13 protein-coding genes are annotated in these 18,358 nt (G+C 49.4%); 12 read left to right on the forward strand and 1 reads right to left on the reverse strand.

Annotation, left to right across the window (positions count from 1 at the left end):
• Positions 1–102: 102 nt before the first annotated feature.
• The 3 genes from MKY54_RS01775 (at position 103) to MKY54_RS01785 (ending at position 3,815) form a co-directional block, all read left to right on the forward strand.
• Positions 103–1,707 carry a sensor histidine kinase gene (locus tag MKY54_RS01775; protein WP_280513476.1) on the forward strand — a complete coding sequence of 535 codons (1,605 nt, stop codon included), beginning with the start codon at positions 103–105 and terminating at the stop codon, positions 1,705–1,707.
• Positions 1,704–2,432 (forward strand): LytTR family DNA-binding domain-containing protein, encoded by a 729-nt coding sequence (locus MKY54_RS01780; protein ID WP_076134814.1) that lies wholly within the window; start codon positions 1,704–1,706, stop codon positions 2,430–2,432. The genes MKY54_RS01775 and MKY54_RS01780 overlap by 4 nt, the downstream gene beginning before the upstream one ends.
• A 126-nt stretch (positions 2,433–2,558) precedes the next feature.
• Positions 2,559–3,815 carry an OFA family MFS transporter gene (locus tag MKY54_RS01785; RefSeq protein ID WP_139330079.1) on the forward strand — a complete coding sequence of 419 codons (1,257 nt, stop codon included), beginning with the start codon at positions 2,559–2,561 and terminating at the stop codon, positions 3,813–3,815.
• A 654-nt stretch (positions 3,816–4,469) separates the two neighbouring features.
• Here the strand turns inward: MKY54_RS01785 and MKY54_RS01790 are convergent.
• Positions 4,470–5,381 (reverse strand): helix-turn-helix domain-containing protein, encoded by a 912-nt coding sequence (locus MKY54_RS01790; RefSeq protein WP_339189232.1) that lies wholly within the window; start codon positions 5,379–5,381, stop codon positions 4,470–4,472.
• Positions 5,382–5,571: 190 nt separating this feature from the next.
• Between MKY54_RS01790 and MKY54_RS01795 the strand changes: the two genes are divergently transcribed.
• From MKY54_RS01795 to MKY54_RS01835, 9 genes are all read left to right on the forward strand, one after another.
• The gene (locus MKY54_RS01795; protein ID WP_339189235.1) at positions 5,572–6,687 is read left to right on the forward strand and encodes a glycoside hydrolase family 88 protein; all 1,116 of its coding nucleotides are present in this window, start codon (positions 5,572–5,574) and stop codon (positions 6,685–6,687) included.
• A gap of 127 nt (positions 6,688–6,814) precedes the next feature.
• A complete protein-coding gene (gene iolG / locus MKY54_RS01800; protein WP_339189236.1) occupies positions 6,815–7,861 on the forward strand; it encodes an inositol 2-dehydrogenase in 1,047 nt (348 codons plus the stop codon).
• 42 nt (positions 7,862–7,903) lie between these two features.
• On the forward strand, positions 7,904–8,734 hold the full coding sequence (gene iolB, locus MKY54_RS01805; protein ID WP_076219003.1) for a 5-deoxy-glucuronate isomerase: 831 nt from the start codon (positions 7,904–7,906) through the stop codon (positions 8,732–8,734).
• Positions 8,735–8,915: 181 nt separating this feature from the next.
• Positions 8,916–9,926 (forward strand): LacI family DNA-binding transcriptional regulator, encoded by a 1,011-nt coding sequence (locus MKY54_RS01810; protein ID WP_076185622.1) that lies wholly within the window; start codon positions 8,916–8,918, stop codon positions 9,924–9,926.
• A 263-nt stretch (positions 9,927–10,189) separates the two neighbouring features.
• Positions 10,190–11,200: a 5-dehydro-2-deoxygluconokinase gene (iolC, locus tag MKY54_RS01815; protein WP_076306531.1), complete on the forward strand. Its 1,011-nt coding sequence runs from the start codon at positions 10,190–10,192 to the stop codon at positions 11,198–11,200.
• 120 nt (positions 11,201–11,320) lie between these two features.
• Positions 11,321–12,781, forward strand: a complete 1,461-nt coding sequence (locus MKY54_RS01820) for a CoA-acylating methylmalonate-semialdehyde dehydrogenase (RefSeq protein ID WP_339189239.1) — start codon at positions 11,321–11,323, stop codon at positions 12,779–12,781.
• 26 nt (positions 12,782–12,807) lie between these two features.
• Positions 12,808–14,772, forward strand: coding sequence for a 3D-(3,5/4)-trihydroxycyclohexane-1,2-dione acylhydrolase (decyclizing) (gene iolD / locus MKY54_RS01825; protein ID WP_339189241.1), 1,965 nt, complete (start codon positions 12,808–12,810; stop codon positions 14,770–14,772).
• A gap of 39 nt (positions 14,773–14,811) precedes the next feature.
• On the forward strand, positions 14,812–15,708 hold the full coding sequence (gene iolE / locus MKY54_RS01830) for a myo-inosose-2 dehydratase (RefSeq protein WP_339189243.1): 897 nt from the start codon (positions 14,812–14,814) through the stop codon (positions 15,706–15,708).
• A 281-nt stretch (positions 15,709–15,989) separates the two neighbouring features.
• Positions 15,990–18,239, forward strand: a complete 2,250-nt coding sequence (locus tag MKY54_RS01835) for a helix-turn-helix domain-containing protein (RefSeq protein ID WP_339189246.1) — start codon at positions 15,990–15,992, stop codon at positions 18,237–18,239.
• Positions 18,240–18,358: the final 119 nt, after the last annotated feature.

Consider the following 18,358-nt stretch of genomic DNA (forward strand, 5'->3'; position numbering starts at 1 on the left):
TATCTTTATAATGAATCGACATCGAGACCTTTGGAGGCGGTGACCGTGCAATATACGTTTACTATATTACTGCAATTGTTGGAAAGAGCTGCGTTATTGCTGATGTGTCTGTTTGTATTGACTCGTCTGCCGCGGTTTAAAGAGGTTTTTCAAAAAGGGAGTTACGCTCCGCAAGAGCTTGCTATTGCGACGATGATCTTCAGCTTATTTGCCATTTTCGGCACTTATAGCGGGATTAATGTGGAAGGTTCGCTTGTGAATGTGCGAATTATCGCCATCGTATCTGGCGGGATTTTGTTCGGACCATGGGTTGGACTTATAACAGGCATCATCTCAGGGGTTCACCGTTTTCTGATTGATATCGGAGGGGTAACCTCTCTTCCTTGTCTGATTACGAGTATCACCGCAGGCATAGTGTCTGGGATAATCTATCGCCGCACCTCTGGTGAACGTCGCTGGATAGCAGGGATTTTGGCGGGAATGGCCTGTGAGGCACTGACGATGCTGCTCATTCTAGCGATGGCTCAGCCGATGTCGCTGGGTGTGGATATCGTGTCCAAGATCGCTTTTCCGATGATTATGAGCCAGATTAGTGTCGGCCTGATTGTTGTGCTAGTGCAGAGCGTGGAAGGTGAGAAGGAACGGATCGCGGCTAAGCAGTCCAAGCTGGCGCTTGATATTGCCAATAAGACCTTGCCGTATTTTCGCAATATTAATCAGGAGTCGCTGCACACCATCTGCCAGATCATCAAAGAGGATATCGGTGCAGACGCTGTAGCGATTACGGATACTCGGTTTATTCGTGCCTATGTTGGCGTGGGTGAGGAGGATTATGAGACAACTAACGATATTATCAGTGAGGAAACTAAAGTAACGTTGTCCAGTGGTGAAATTACCATCCGTAACGATGATAGTGATTACGTGAATCCGCAGATCAAGTCGCTGATCATTATTCCTTTGAAGGAAAAGGGTGAGGTGACGGGAGCGCTCAAAATCTATTACACCAAAGCCCACAAGATTACCTATTCGCTTCAAGCTATGGCCGTGGGTCTGTCACAAATGATCTCTACCTTGATGGAAGTGTCGCGGGTGGAAGGCATTAAGGAAATGGCGAACAAAGCGGAGCTGAAGGCACTGCAGACCAGCATTAACCCGCATTTTTTGTTCAATGCACTGAATGCGATTGCGTCCTCGATTCGAATTAACCCGGATAAGGCACGCGAGCTGATTGTGAATCTGTCCGGTTATATGAGATACAATCTGGAGCTTACCGATGAATTCATTGATATCAAACGAGAGCTACAGCAGGTCCAGCAATACGTAGAGATCGAAAAGGCGCGTTTTGGAAGCCGGCTTAACGTGCTTTATGATATTGATGAGGTTCAGGTTCGGATTCCGAGTCTGATCATTCAGCCGCTTGTAGAAAATGCGATTATACATGGCATACTGAAGGTAAGAGGGACAGGAACAGTAACGATTTCTGTAAAAGACCACGGGGATACCGTACGGGTGGGCATTCGCGATACCGGAGCTGGCATCAGCGAGGAAACGATAGAGAAGGTCTATACTGGCGATATGCCGGAGAATAAAATCGGGCTGTTTAATGTACACCAACGGGTAAAGCTGATCTATGGGACTGGACTTACCATTCAGAGATTGGATAAAGGGACGAACATCTTTTTTGATGTTAAAAAGGAGGACCAATGAGAGCGATCATCGTAGAGGATGAAGAGCTGGCAAGACAGGAGCTGGCTTATTTAATAGAGACGCACAGCGGGATCGATATAACGGCACAGTTTGAAGATGGGCTGGACGCGCTTAAATTTTTGCAGAGTGATACGATAGATGTGATTTTTCTGGATATTAATATTCCTTCCATCGATGGGGTGCTGTTGGCACAAAATATCAGTAGATTCTCGGTAAAACCCTACATAGTGTTCATCACTGCGTATAAGGAGCATGCCGCTGAGGCGTTTGAGATTGAAGCTTTTGACTATATTCTTAAGCCTTATAGCGAGGTACGCATCAAAGCCATGCTGCACAAGCTGGAAAATGCGTTTGCCAGCCGTGGACGACAGGGGGAAGAAGAGCGTAATCCGGTCAGTGACAAGGTTAATCTGTGGAAAAATGAAAAGATTATCGTAGTGAATGCCGACGATATTTATTACGCCTCCGCGCAGGAAAAAAGTACAAGTGTGATGACTAAAGGTGAGGAATACAGCATGGCACTTAGTATTAGCGATTTCTTTCAGCGGCTGCCGCAGGATCGTTTTTTTCGCTGCCATCGTTCCTATATTGTTAACCTGTCCAAGATCAAGGAAATCATCCCGTGGTTCAACAATACGTATTTGCTGCGCCTGCATGATTTAGGTTTTGAAGTGCCGGTAAGTCGTAGTAAGGTAAAGGAATTCAGGCAGATTATGCGCTTATAAATGCAATTCATTCTTCATTTCCGTCATCTCATGCCGGATTTCTCTCAACATCGGCTGGTTTAGCTACAATAAAGAGGCGATAGAAGCTCTTGTAGCAGACAACGAGAGAGAAAGAAGGAAACGACCATGACTACGACAATGGACAGCAAAAGCACCAAACGGTGGCTAATCGTATTAGGTACAGTAATTATGCAAATGGGCCTAGGTACCATCTATACATGGAGTTTATTTAATGCGCATCTGGTAACAAAATTTGGCTGGGAGCTTAACTCCGTTTCGATTACTTTTTCTATAACGAGCTTTGCACTCGCTTTCGCGACTTTGTTCGCAGGGAAGCTGCAGGATCGTTTCGGGCTTCGCCGTTTGACTGCTACTGCTGGGATTGTGCTCGGACTAGGATTGATTCTTAGCTCTCAAGCCAATTCACTCTTCATGTTCTATTTATTGGTTGGGGTGATCGTTGGTTTTGCGGATGGGACAGCTTATATCACTTCATTATCTAATTTAATTAAATGGTTTCCGAATAATAAAGGTTTAATCTCCGGCGTGTCCGTTGGTGCTTATGGAACGGGGAGTTTGATCTTTAAATATATTAACGGCGGGTTGATTGACTCAGTGGGTGTGTCTAATACATTTATGTATTGGGGTTTGATTGTTATGGGCATGATTGTAATCGGTTCCTTGCTCGTAAGAGAAGCTCCGGTTCAAGCGGCCCCAGCACCAGCGGGTTCAACGACAGCTACAGTAATGAGTTCACCGAAAGACTATACGGTCAAAGAAATGCTGCGGACAAAAGAAGCTTATCTGCTATTTATCATCTTTTTCACCGCCTGTATGTGTGGTCTGTATTTGATCGGTATTGTAAAAGATATCGGCGTGCAGCTGGCTGGACTTGATGTACAGACAGCAGCTAGTGCGGTGGCTATGATTGCGATCTTTAATACAGCGGGACGTTTAATTCTGGGTGCTTTATCTGACAAAATGAGTCGCTTGAAGCTGGTAGGCGCATCGCTTGCTGTAACTGCGGCGGCTATGCTGACCCTCAGCTACGCGACCCTGAATTTCGGACTTTTCTTCACTTGTGTAGCAGCCATTGCGTTCTGCTTTGGCGGGAATATCACGGTGTTCCCCGCCATTGTCAGCGACTTCTTCGGACTGAAAAATCACAGTAAGAACTACGGAATTGTTTACCAAGGTTTTGGTATTGGTGCCCTTTCCGGTTCGTTTATCGCCGTCTTCCTAGGCGGATTTAAACCAACCTTTGTTATCTTTGGCCTCTTGTGCCTGCTGGCCTGCATCATCGCGATTTCTCTGAAACCGCCAGTGGCGAAGTCGAAAGAGAAAAAAGCGCTGCGTCTCAAAGCAACGGAACGTACGGCTTAAGATGTAATTGAAGCTAGAACCAGGCAGTGATTCTCCCGTTAGTGGAGAATCGCTGCCTGGTTTTTTTGATTTGTGGTGGCTTGCTGAGCTGTGACTTGTTTGGGCGGATTATCTTCAATTGGGAGAAGGAGTTTTGATGGGATCTGAGAAGTAACTGCATTCTGTGCAACTATTCCGTATGAAATAGTGAATCTTCGGATTTTAGCTGTATTCTGTACAACTAAAAACTCGAGATGTAGCTTAAAGGCGAAAAAACCAAGGAAATAGTTGCACCAAATACAGCTATATCTAATGGTGGCGTGATGCGTGAAAAAATAGTTGTATGAAATACAGTTAAACGTGACTACCCCAGCACCAGCACCAGCACCAGCACCAGCACCAGCACCAGCACCAGCACCAGCACCAGCACCAGCACCAGCACCAGCCCCAGCCCCAGCCCCAGCCCCAGCCCCTACATCACTACGACCACCTACACCAGTACCTGCATCTATCCCAACATGTGTGTGCTTGCACCATCGCTTTTGCTATCCCTTTCCCTTCGGCTCTCTTTTGCGTCTAAACATTGCCTCTGTTACTGCTCAATATAGTTACTTAGAGGGTAGATAGATTTGTCGGACGCACAGCGGATTTTTTGTAACTAGGTAAGCAAGTACATCAATAGGAAAATGTGGTCGAAGCAGTGTTGGATATGACCTGATTCTTGCGGAACTCGGATGGGGACATCCCGCTAAGTTTATTGAATATGCGGTTGAACTGGGAGAAGCTGTTGAATCCGGATTGCCCGGCGATCTCGGAAATCTTCAGGCGGGTGTAGATCAGCAATTGCTGGGCATTACGGACCCGGGTCATCTGAATATATTCTGTCAGCGTGGAGCCGGTAATTAACTTAAATTGGTGTGATAAGTAATAGGAGCTGATAAAGAACTCTTTAGCGAGGAAATCAAGGGACAACTCGCTGTTGTAATGGCTATGGATGTATGCGGTGATCGAGTAGATTTTTTGCATAATGGCATTTCCAATCTCCTCTGGGACATAGCTGTTCTGGTCTCTACGCTGGTATAAAGCACAGAGGAACTGTTGGAAAAGGCTGTGAATCAGTACTGGATTTAACGGTGAAGTGCTGTGTGATAAGGTGAAGATAGCGTTAAGAGGATCAAATACGGCTTTGCGCAACTCTTTTGGCAAACGGTAGATCGGTATTTCTTCCCAAAATGAGAGAAACATACTTTTGTAAGCGTTCTCTAAACCGGGTATATCCTTGGGCATGGCGAAGTTTATGATCAGCCGCTTAAACGGCGGCCCTTCCGGATATTGTGTCTTATGCAACCGATAAGGACGCAGAAGCACGATGTCATACTGCTGGAGGGCGCAGACATTCCCATCGATAATATGAGTGGCTCGGGAATCCATTAAGATATGAATCTCGTAAAAATCATGAAAATGCTGAAACTCCATATTGATATCGTGAGAACGCTGGTCATAATCAAAATAATAAAAAAGGGGATCAACGGGCGTGTTGATACGTACGCTATACCCTTGTTCGTACAGTAAGTCGTTTTCAAGCAAATGCTCTCACCGCCTTATTCTGTAATATGCACTTATTATAGGTTCAGAAAAGCAAGATTTGCAATATATGAGGGTTATTACAGCAAATATAAAGTAGTTTTTGTATGGAATGGTTTGATATATTACGGGGGAATGGAACTACCCAACATGAGGGAAGACCCAAAATGGCAGGTGAAGGGGCGGAAAACAGATGAACAACAGCCGGATTAGTAAAGTTGAGATCATTGAAAAGCTGAACCGCGTGACGGATAAGCTGCTGAAGCTGGAGCGGCCGGAAAACGAAGCCGAACTGCAAAATTTAGGGGAGGATGCGGGACGACGGGGGTATTTTGCCCGTGATTTTGGCATGGAGGAATGGGATTGGCCGCAGGGAGTGGGGCTTTACGGACTTCAAAAGCTTGAGCAGCATTTCAAGGATGAGCGTTATCAAGAATATGCCAAGCTTTGGATGAGCAAGCAACTGGGCAAGGGACTGCCGAGCCGGAATATCAATACAACAGCACCGTTGCTGTCATTAATGGAACTGAAGGAAGCGGAGGAATTAAGCCTGGAATGGGTGCAGTGGTTGATGCATGGCCTGCCGCGGACGGAGGAGTCTGGTTATCAGCATGTCACAACAGGAGCGAGCAAGGATGAGGTTACGCTCAATGATAATGAAATCTGGATTGATACGTTATTTATGGCTATTTTGTTCACGGCAAAAATGGGTGTGAAATACGATAATTCCGCATGGCGGCAAGCGTCGCTTTACCAACTGCTGCTGCATATCAAATACCTTTATGATAAAAAGACGGGGCTTTTTTTTCATGGCTGGCATTTTGGCGGCCGGCATAATTTCAGTGAAGCCTTCTGGTGCCGGGGCAATAGCTGGTTTACACTCGGTCTGCCTGAATACCTGGAGTTGATGGGGCCGTATCTGGACAGTGGAGTGTTTGAATATCTTCAACAGATCCTGAACGCACAGGCAACAGCTTTATTAGCCTGCCAGAGCGGAGGCGGATTATGGCATACGCTGCTGGACGACTCTAGCAGTTATACTGAAACGTCAGGCTCAGCAGCTATCGCAGCGGGTATTTTGCATAGCGTACGCAGGGGGTTGTTGCCGGAATCGTATGCAGATCATGCCCTGAAAGCGATCCGGGCGGTGCTGGACAGAATTGACGATGAAGGCACGGTGCTTGGTGTATCCGGCGGCACTCCGATTGGTGCTGCAAAAGAAGATTATAAGGAAATCATTATTGCCCCTATGGCCTACGGGCAGGCCATAGTTTTAGTCGCACTAGGTGAAGCGTTACATTACTGTTGAGGAGGAGTAGATAGCTAAGGAGAGAGTTAAAAAAGCTGGAGAAATATTTGCTTGTAACTTCACTTGTGCTTGGAGTATACTATTTTCGGGATGGTTAAGCGCTTACCTTGAAGGAGGATAAGCAAACATGGTAAATCCGATCGTAGTTGGCATTATTGGGGCAGGCAGAATTGGCCGGCTTCATGCAGATAATCTGCGTGTGATGCCGTCGTTTAAGTTGAAATCCATTGCGGAGGCTGTGGTAAGTGAGGAATTGCTGGTCTGGGCAGAGAGCCGGAATCTTGGCTCTGCATTTGTGAATGGGCAAGACATTCTGAATGACCCTGAGATCGAGGCTGTGTTTATCTGCACATCTACGGATACCCACGCCTCTTGGATTGAGCTAGCGGCCCGGGCTGGAAAACATATTTTCTGTGAAAAGCCGATCAGCCTGTCGTCAGAGTTTACCCACCAGGCACTGAAGATAGTGGAGGATGAGGGTGTATTGCTACAGGTCGGATTCAACCGGCGAATGGACCCTAGCTTCCGCAAACTTAAGCAACTGGTTCAATCAGGAGAACTAGGCAGTCCACATATTGTGAAGATCACATCACGTGATCCGCAGCCTCCGGGTGAGGCTTATGTGCGGTCTTCCGGCGGGATGTTTATGGATATGACGATTCACGATTTTGATATGGCCCGTTATCTGATGGGTGAGGAAGTAACAGAAGTTTATACCCTAGGTGCCAATCTCGTTGATCCGATGTTTGGGCGCTGCGATGATGTGGATACAGCTGTCATCACGCTGACCTTTGCCAGTGGCGCAATCTGCGTCATTGATAACAGCCGTAAGGCTGTATATGGTTATGATCAACGCGTGGAGGTGTTCGGTTCCTGCGGCTCAGCCACCGCCGATAACTGCCGTCCAACAACTGTAGAAGTTTCAACCGCTGCTTCGGTCACACGCGATCAACCGCTTCATTTCTTTCTCGAGCGGTATAACCAGGCTTTCGTGGAAGAGGTTGCCGCATTTGCCCGGGCAATCCGCCTGCAGGAGCCTATCATTTGCAGCGGGCTTGACGGGCAACAGGCGGAACGGATTGCCGAAGCCGCTAAGGAATCCTATCTTACCGGGCTTCCGGTCAAGTTGTCTTCTTGTGCCGGAGAGGGAATATCGGCAACACAAGCTTTGTAAGCGGATGCAGATGCTGAAGGAAGATGGGGGAGGTCTGTGAAGATGTCCAATCTAATCATAAAAGCCGGAGCACCCGGCAAAGATGGACTTGTAGCGGCAGTTAGCAAGGAGAGCGCTGGATGGGAGTATGTAGGTTTTGAAGTGTACCAGCTGCAGGTTGGGGATACGCTGAGCCGCAGCGCGGAAGGGAATGAAATCTGTCTGGTGCTGCTGGCGGGCAAGGCGGATGTGAGAGCAGGCGCCCAGTTGTTCGCCGGGATCGGTGAACGTATGTCTGTATTTGAGGATTTGCCGCCGTATGCGGTGTATATTCCGGCGGGAGGGCATTATGAAGTTACGGCCTTGACGGAGCTGGAACTTGCGGTTTGCCTTGCACCAGGAACGGGCAAATATGCGCCGCGTTTGATCGCTCCGTGCGATACTGTGGCCGAAGCCCGCGGTTCTGGCAGTATGTCACGGCGAGTGGTCAACATTTTGCCTGAGCAGAGTGAAGCCGAGAGCCTGCTGGTCGTGGAAGTACGTACGGGTGGCGGCAATTGGTCCAGCTATCCTCCGCACAAGCATGACTGTGACAATCTACCTGCTGAGTCTTACCTGGAAGAGACATACTACCACCGGGTTAACCCGGCTCATGGTTTTGTAGTGCAGCGGGTGTATAATGACGATCGCAGCCTTGATGAGACGATGGCCGTGTCTGACCGCAGTATTGTATTGGTTCCGGAGGGCTATCATCCTGTATCGGCTCCGCCGGGTTATGATTCTTATTATCTCAATGTGATGGCAGGTCCGGTCCGCACATGGGTTTTTCATAATGATCCGGAACATGAATGGCTGTTCGAGATGCAGCAACACCAGAAGGATAAGAAGAAATAGTGTAGCAGCACGCACGAAAAGGGGGCTTCCGCAAGGCGGAGGCTCCTTCTTTGTGTCGATGTATTGACCAAATGATCGCCACAGTAACAGAGTCTCTTGCACCGCTGAATAGACACTGTCAGAAGAGTTCCTTATAATCTAGGTATAGGATTGTACGAACGTAAAGGCGGGCTCACTAACGATGAAACCTACGATATATGATGTGGCACGGGAAGCGGGAGTCTCCATCGCTACGGTGTCCAAGGTGTTGAACAAGAACGGGAGAATTAGCGATAAGACACGGGAGAAGGTTCATCGGATTATGGAGGAGCTGAATTACCAGCCGAGTCTGGTGGCCTCTGCGCTGACGAGTCGCCGAACGGGAACGATCGGGCTGATGATTCCCGATATTTCCAACCCTTTTTTTGCTGAGGCGGCCCGAGGTATTGAGGATTATGCCCAGGAGCAGGGAAGCGACTTGATTGTATGCAGTACAGACCGGGATGATGAGAAGGCGGCCCGGTATATCTCACTGCTCCTGCGCAAACGGGTGGACGGTATAATCATTGCTTCTCATACAGGGAATCCGGATATGGTCCGCCGCCTGCTGGCTGATCACGTACCGCTTGTGTTATTTTCGGCTGATATCCGGATGATGGAGAGCAACAGCGTCACGGTGGATGACTATAAGGGAGGCTATCAGGCGACAGAATATCTGTTGTCGTTGGGCCATCGCAGGCTCGGCATTATCTCTGACAATTTACCGGGGAGTAAGCTGCGCGTGGAAGGCTTTATGGATGCGCTCAAGGCAGCGGGTGTTGGCTTTGACAATCCGGCTAATCTCACGCATACTTCAGCCACGCTGGAGAACGGCCGCAAAGCGGCTGCCGCGATGCTGGCTCAGGCGCAGGAAGACCGGCCGACCGCCATATTCGCCTGCAACGATCTGCTCGCGATTGGGATATTGAAGGAGGCGCGCAGCGCAGGCTTGTCAATACCCCGTGATCTGTCCGTGGTGGGTTTTGACAATACAATGCTGGCTGAAATTTGCCATCCCACCTTGACCAGCATTGCTCAGCCTCTGCGTGAGATGACGGAACAGGCGATGATTCTGCTGAACGAATCTATCGACAATCCCGATAGTCCTAAGCGCAAGATCATGCTGATGCCGGAACTGATAGTCCGCCATTCCACCGGACCGGCACCGCATTAGGAAGACACAAACTCTACAAACGGAGTAAGAACGCCGACTCCTATCTGAAGACCTGTACCTCGCTTAGCGGCGAGGGACAGGTCTTTTCTTTGTTTTTTTCTGGTACATGGGTTCAGTTCCCAACTTCGTTTAAGTTCAGGATTGCCAAACTCCAATTTCTAAACTATACTAATGGAAATTAGGTTAAGCGCTTAACCCATCCCCCGATGATTGTTGTATCTCATTAATCCATTTTACTGAAGTTTTCTCAAGGAGGCGTCATAATGAACGGTTTACAGTTCGATCCTGCACGACCGCTGGATTTAATCGCTGTCGGTCGGCTCTGTATTGACTTGAACGCTAATGAAACCGGAAGACCAATGGAAGAGACACTGACGTTTACCAAATATGTCGGCGGTTCTCCCGCCAATATCGTAATTGGGGCAGCGCGGCTAGGGATGCGCACTGGCTTTATCGGTAAGATTTCCGATGATCAGATGGGCCGTTTTATCCGAACTTATCTGCAAAGGAATGGCATTGACGATAGCCAGGTGAGTGTTGACCAGACTGGTGCAGTGACTGGGCTTGCTTTTACTGAAATAAAGAGTCCTCAGGAGTGCAGCATTCTGATGTACCGGGATCATGTGGCTGATTTGCTGCTGAGTACGGAGGAGATCTCGGAAGAGTATATTCGGAAGTCCAAGGCACTGCTGATCTCAGGTACTGCACTGGCACAAAGTCCGTCCCGTGAGGCTGTGTTTGTCGCTTTGGAGTTCGCCCGCAAGCACAATGTCACTGTATTTTTTGATCTGGATTATCGCCCCTATACTTGGAAGTCAGCCGCAGAAACAGCGGTCTATTATAATCTGGCAGCTGAGAAATGCGATTGTATCATTGGTACCCGTGAGGAATTTAATATGATGGAGAGCCTGTACAATGTGACAGATGCAGATGACGAAGCAACAGTTAACCGCTGGTTCTCGCACCAAGCAAAGCTGGTCGTTATCAAGCGTGGCGGGAGTGGTTCAATCTCCTACACGGCGGATGGGCAGAAGCATCGGAGTGGTATTTTTCCCGCTAAAGTATTGAAGACATTTGGAGCCGGAGATTCTTACGCCTCAGCCTTCATTCACAGTCTAATGCGGGGAGAAAGCGTCGGTGAGGCCATGCGCCGCGGCAGCGCGTCGGCATCCATTGTCATCTCCCGCCACAGCTGTTCGGATGCCATGCCAACCTTGGATGAATTGGAAGCGTTTTTATTGTCTAACGAGGAAATCACTTCAGGTGCAGAGTAAGTAGGCAGAGGTTGGAGAGGACACAACTCAAACAACCCCAGATCGAATAGCTATGCAAGATTAGATTAGATTAGATTAGATTCGCGGGATCGCATTAATAGAGATGAAGGAGTGAGTAGAATGGCACAGCAAACCGTGCAAGTGCTGAACAACTATATTGACGGGCAGTGGGTTGAGGCGGCTGCGGAGAAGACAGAAACGGTATACAATCCAGCGTCTGGTGAGGAGATGGCAAGGGTTCCGCTGTCCAGCAGAGTCGATGTTGATCGGGCAGTGGCGGCGGCAAAGGCGGCTTTTGCAGGCTGGTCCAAGACACCGGTGCCGCGCAGAGCGCGGATCTTGTTCAAATATCAGCAGCTGCTGGTGGACCATTGGGATGAACTGGCGAAGACGATCACGCTGGAGAATGGAAAAAGCTTCAAAGAGGCCTACGGAGAGGTGCAGCGCGGCATTGAGTGTGTGGAATTTGCGGCAGGTGCGCCGACGCTGATGATGGGCCGGCAGTTGCCCGACATCGCGACAGGCATCGAGTCTGGGATGTATCGCTATCCCATCGGTGTAGTCGGCGGGATCACACCGTTTAATTTTCCAATGATGGTGCCTTGCTGGATGTTCCCGTTGGCCATCGCCTGTGGGAATACCTTTGTGCTGAAGCCCTCCGAACGCACACCGCTGCTGGCAGCACGTTTGGTCGAATTGTTAGAGGAAGCCGGGCTTCCGAAAGGTGTGCTCAATCTGGTTAACGGTGCGCATGAGGTGGTAAACGGCCTGCTGGAGCATCCTGATGTGAAGGCGATTTCCTTCGTTGGCTCACAGCCGGTGGCCGAATATGTCTACAAGAAGGGAACGGCGTGTTTGAAGCGGGTTCAGGCATTGGCAGGGGCGAAAAATCATTCTATTGTGTTGGCAGACGCGAACCTTGAGGCTTCAGCAACACAGATTGTCAACGCAGCCTTCGGCTCGGCGGGAGAGCGCTGTATGGCTTGCTCCGTGGTAACGGTGCAGGAAGAGGTTGCTGATGAGCTGATCTCCATCCTCCTGCGTGAATGTGAGCAGATGAACATCGGCGATGGTTTGGACGACGACACGTTTCTTGGGCCGGTTATCCGCCAAAGTCATAAAGACAAAACGGTCGCTTATATTGAACAAGGCATGGCCGAGGGCGCTAAGTTGCTAAGAGACGGCCGGGCGGATGCTGCGGTGCAGGGACAGGGTTATTTTATCGGCCCAACGTTGTTTGATGGAGTGACCCGGGAAATGAAAATATGGCAGGAGGAAATTTTCGCGCCTGTCCTGGCAGTGATCCGTGTCAAGGATGTAGAAGAGGCGATTGAAATTGCCAATACCTCTCGTTTTGCCAACGGGGCTTGTATTTTTACGAATGACGGCGGGAAAGTGCGCTATTTCCGGGAAAATATCGAGTCAGGCATGTTGGGTGTCAATGTCGGAGTGCCAGCCCCGATGGCCTTTTTCCCTTTCTCCGGCTGGAAGGATTCCTTCTATGGCGATCTGCATGCGAATGGAAGCGACGGGGTTGAATTTTATACACGCAAAAAAGTCGTCACTGCCCGCTGGCAGTAACAAAAACGGCGAAAGGGAGGTTTCACGTGGATACGATTAGATTAACGACGGCGCAGGCGCTGGTGAAATTTCTGAACCAGCAATATGTGAACTTTGGCAATAGACCGGAGCGTTTTGTACACGGTATATTCACCGTTTTCGGCCATGGCAATGTACTTGGACTGGGGCAGGCACTTCAGGAAGCGCCGGGTGAGATGACGGTCTATCAGGGGAGGAATGAGCAAGGAATGGTGCATGCGGCGACTGCCTTTGCCAAGCAGAGCCGCAGACGGCGAATCATGGCCTGCACCGCTTCGGTAGGACCGGGTTCAGCTAATATGCTGACAGCCGCTGCCACTGCGACGGCGAATCAGATTCCCGTGCTGCTGCTCCCCGGCGATACCTTTGCCACCCGTCAACCGGATCCGGTACTTCAGCAAATGGAGCATACCTACAATCTGTCGATAACGGTCAACGATGCCTTCAAAGCGGTGAGCAAATATTGGGACCGGATTTATCGGCCAGAGCAGCTGATGACAGCATTGCTGAACGCGATGCGTGTGCTGACTGATCAGGCAGATACCGGGGCAGTCACGATTGCGCTGCCGCAGGATGTGCAAGGGGAGGCCTGGGACTATCCACTTGAGTTCTTCCGCAAGCGCATCCATCGGATCGTTTCCCGTACTCCGCATCCGGATGAGCTTGCTGCAGCAGCTGATCTTATTGCCAGCAAACAGCGACCTCTGCTGGTCTGTGGGGGTGGAGTCCGGTATGCGGATGCAGGAATGGAATTACGTGCGTTTGCGGAGAAGTTCGCCATCCCATTCGGTGAGACACAAGCCGGAAAAAGTGCCGTGGCAAGCGACTGTGCCTACAATCTCGGTGGCATAGGAGTTACCGGGAATGGCTGTGCTAATACGTTGGCCGCAGAAGCGGATCTGGTGATCGGTGTGGGTACCCGGTTTACGGACTTCACGACAGGTTCGAAGAGTTTGTTCGCCCATCCCGAGGTGGAGTTCCTGACAATTAACGCTTCCCTTTACCATGCCTCCAAGCTGGATGCACTGGCTGTGGTCTGTGATGCTGCCGAAGGTCTTAGAGCGCTGTCTGCTACGTTGGAGGAGCGCGGTTACCGCACCGCTTATACAGATGAAATTGTAGTGGCAAAAAAGGCATGGGAAGTGGAAAGAAAGCGTCTATCTGACGTGGAGTATACGGTGAATCAGGAGGCAGATCGTCCAGATCTTTCTTCAGTTTCCTTCATGCCGGAAGTTGCCGGACATCTTGACGAGAAGCTATCTGAATATGCGGCGAAGTTGAACACTTCGCTGGCGCAAACACAGGTACTCGGGATCCTCAATGAATATCTTCCGAAAGACGCCATTGTGATAGGAGCCGCAGGCAGCTTACCGGGCGACATGCAGCGGATGTGGAATTCCACTGTGCCGGATACTTACCATATGGAATATGGCTTTTCGTGTATGGGGTATGAAATCTCCGGTGCACTCGGTGTGAAATTGGCGGAGCCGGACCGGGAGGTATATGCATTGGTGGGCGATGGCAGCTATCAAATGCTGCATTCGGAACTAGTGACGAGCCTTCAGGAGAACAAGAAGATCAACGTCATTCTGTTGGATAACATGGGGTTCGGCTGTATCAACAACCTGCAGATGGAGCAAGGACTGGATAGCATGGCGACTGAATTCCGCTACCGGGGCCCGGAAGGTCAGCTGAGCGGCGAACTGATAAGCATAGATTATGCAGCAAGTGCCGCGGGATATGGAGTGAAGACCTTCCGTGCGTCAACGGCTGAGCAGCTGCGTGACGCTTTGAGGGAGGCTCTGCTGCAGGATCGTTCCACCCTAATTGACATTAAGGTGCTGCCCAAGACAATGACACATGGTTACGGAGCCTGGTGGAATGTTGGTGTTCCAGAAGTGTCCGGCAGTGAAGCCGTTCGGGCTGCCTACGAGCAGAAGCTTGAACAGCTTGGAAAGGCCCGCAGTTATTAGTATTAGTAATACTGTGAAACGGAAGGGGTAGAATCGAGGATGTTCAAAGAACATGCGGTCAAGCTGGCGATTGCTCCTATCGCTTGGACTAATGATGATATGCCTGAACTGGGAAAAGACAATACCTTTGAACAGTGCATTAGCGAAATGGCGCTTGCCGGGTTTCAGGGAAGCGAGGTGGGCAACAAATATCCACGCTCTCCGGAACGGCTGCGCCGGGCACTTGAGCTTCGTGGACTTGAGATTGCCAGCGCTTGGTTCAGCGCGTATCTGACTATGCGGCCATATGAGGAGACAGTGGAGGCTTTTTGCGCGCATCGTGATTTTTTATATGAGATGGGTGCGAAGGTGATTGTCGTCTCAGAGCAAGGACGGAGTATTCAGGGACAAATGGATACGCCGCTGTTTGCTAATAAACCTGTATTCACAGAAGCGGAGTGGGCCGCACTTGCCGATGGACTGGGTGGGCTTGGCCGGCTGGCTGCTGAAAAAGGTATGGAGCTTGTATACCATCATCATATGGGGACAGGGGTGCAGACTGGGGCCGAAATTGCTAAGCTAATGGAGCTCACGGAACCGGAAGAGGTGTCTCTGCTGTTCGATACCGGTCATCTAGCTTTTGCCGGTGAGAATCCCTTAGAGGTGTTGCGCATCCACTTACCTCGGATTAAACATGTCCATTTAAAGGATATACGTCCGGAGGTTGTTCAGCGTGTGCTGCGTGATCAGCTCAGTTTTCTCCAGGCTGTAAAAGCGGGCGCATTCACCGTACCTGGCGATGGATGTATATCCTTTGCGGAGATTTTCAGCGAATTGGCAAGTTACTCTTATACGGGATGGTTTGTAGTGGAAGCGGAGCAGGATCCGGCACTTGCCGATCCGCTGGAATATGCGATCAAGGCGCGCCGTTATATCAGAGATCTGAGTGGTTTATAGGCCGAGGAGGGCTACAACTTGGTGCTTGGCGGCTGCTCGGACAGATTTATATGCGGGGGTTCACGGCTATGGCTGTGCGCACCTCGCCTTTTTAGTGAGCAGGTGTAAAATACGAATGGCTTCGTTGGTCGGGCTCATGTTGTATGTGTTATAATGGCAGCAAATTAGGCGGAAGAGTTTCCATTTCCATGATGGTGCAGCCAAATATCTATGAACTACTCGTGCATTAACGGCTGAACCGTGGCCGGGTATCCTAACGGTTGTACAGAGGGGGTTATCTATTGTTCCGTTCCTGGTATCGCCGATTGCTGCTGTCCTATTTTCCTATTTTTTTGCTTACTGTGACGATACTGATTTTTGCCTCTTTTGTATTTATTAATGATATTTCACGAATGGAAACCAAAAAAGCGGACCGTATCACCGCCAGCTATCTTATGGATAATGTGGACCGAACGATCAAGGAAGCTGAACTGTCAGTGCTGGAGGCTGCTGAACGCAGCGATGCTTATAAACGTTATTTTAACAATCAAGGCCAGATTGATATGGCGACTGTCTACGCTGTTGCCCAGAATCTACGCAACCTGACGCGTGAATCGCCCTATATTCAGTCCATCTATCTTTATGACAAGAGAAATGAAAGCGTTTTAACAGAAACTGGATTAAAGGATCTTTCAGGATTTGTAGACGAGGATTGGATTGGCCGCATCACCTCCGGCTCTTTATCGGAAGGCTGGCAGCCTGTTAGGGAATACAAAGATGAATTTCAGCGTACGTCTATACGTGTGCTTACCATAAATAAAGGTATGCCGCTGCCCTTCGGCTCGGAGGGAGTGCTCGTAATTAATCTCAAAATGAGCGGAATGGAACAGATCGTTGACGGTATGGTCAATGAACAGTTGTCCTTTCTGACCATATTTGGCGCAGATGGACAGGTGGTCTATCAGGCGCATTCGGACAGTGAAGGTGCCAAGAATGGGAAGCAGTTGAACACTTTATATATGGAAAGGCTTGGCTGGACGTTTACCAGCGGGATCAAAACGGGCAGTCTATTCAGCTGGGTGTCAGTGATTTCTTACCTTTGGGTAGCTATTGCCTTAGGTACGGTTGTGTGCGCGATTTTTTACCTGATCTATGTTACGCGGCGGAACTATAAGCCAATTCAGGTGATTATGAACCGGATTGAAGGTCATCAAATTCGCAAGCTGGACCAATCCAGCGACAGACCGGACGAAATGATGCTCATTGACGGAGTGCTGGAAGATCTAATCAACCATATGACGGATTATGATAAGAAAAGCAGAGAGAATTTGCTGTTACAGCGCAGCAAGCTTTTCAACGATCTCTTGCAAAGCGAGCGGTTGGACAATGTCGTTCAGCGGATGGAAGAGCTGTCGCCGCTCTCCGGAGCTCATTCCACAACCCGCTTTATGGTTGTGCTAAGCGAAATCAACCGCTACGACAAGGTTTTTCAAGATCGGTATACAAGGGGAGATCAGAACACGCTTAAATTTGCCCTGATGAATGTCTTTCAAGAATTGGCGCGGAGTGCGGAATTGCAAGCTTGGGCGGAGTGGATAGGGACTGACCGGGCGGCAATTCTCTTCCTGACCACAGGAAGTGATGAAGAGATGGCAGAGAAAATCCGTGTGTTCGCTGAGGACTGCCGCACCTGGGTGGAGCAGAACTTGCGCCTCTCCTTAAGCTTCGCTATCGGGCCAGTGGCGGCTGGGCCAGGGGAGATCCGGGATTCCTATGCGGCAGCGGAGAATGTGATGCAGCACAAGCTTTTAATGCACGAAGACATCGCTTTAACGGAATTTGGAGAAACGCGCCAGCCGCTTCTTGAGACATTCAAGTATCTACAAATGATTGCCGAGTTTGTTAAGCAGTTCCGGATGTCGAGCGGCCAATGGCGGGAACTGCTGGAAGGTGTTTTTGATGGTTTTAAACAGGATTATTTACAAGATGATGATATTCGCTCTCTAATTCAGGCCATGCTACAGATGTTGAGCCGGGAAGTGGCTGTCATGTCTGAGCAGCTGCAGGATGAGCTGTCAGCAGAAAATGCGGAGAAGCAGCTGAAGCGGCTGGAAGAGGCAGAATCCATAGATGAAATGAAGGGGATTTTGTTTGAGTATTTGACTGATTTATTCCGCACTTATGTTTCTGTCAGTGAAACTAAAAGCTACCGGGCGATGGTAACCGAGATGAAGAATTATATTGAAGAGAATTTTACAAATCCCGATCTTTCCCTAAAGCATTTGAGCGACCGGTTTCAGGTATCCGGCAAATATGCCAGCTATCTATTTAAAACAGAATTTAAAATGAAATTTGTTGATTTTCTTACAGAGCTACGCATGAAGGAAGCCGAAAAGCTTTTAGTGGAAACGGAATGTTCGCTGCAGGATATCGCACTTCAGGTGGGGTATGCGAATGCAATTACATTCGGCAGGGTATTCAAACGAGTATTAGGAATCACGCCGGGTGACTACCGTTCTTTAAAGCGCGGGCGCGGGAGCTCCAGATTATAGGCTGCCGACTTTATTAATCCAATAGCACGTGAACAATAGTTTTTATAACCGCATCTGTGCACGCCAACCTCTATGATGAGGGCGCGAACACCGATGCGGTCTTTATTTTCACACTTTTG

The sequence above is a fragment of the Paenibacillus sp. FSL P2-0121 genome (genome assembly GCF_037975345.1).
GTDB lineage: Bacteria > Bacillota > Bacilli > Paenibacillales > Paenibacillaceae > Paenibacillus_AQ > Paenibacillus_AQ odorifer.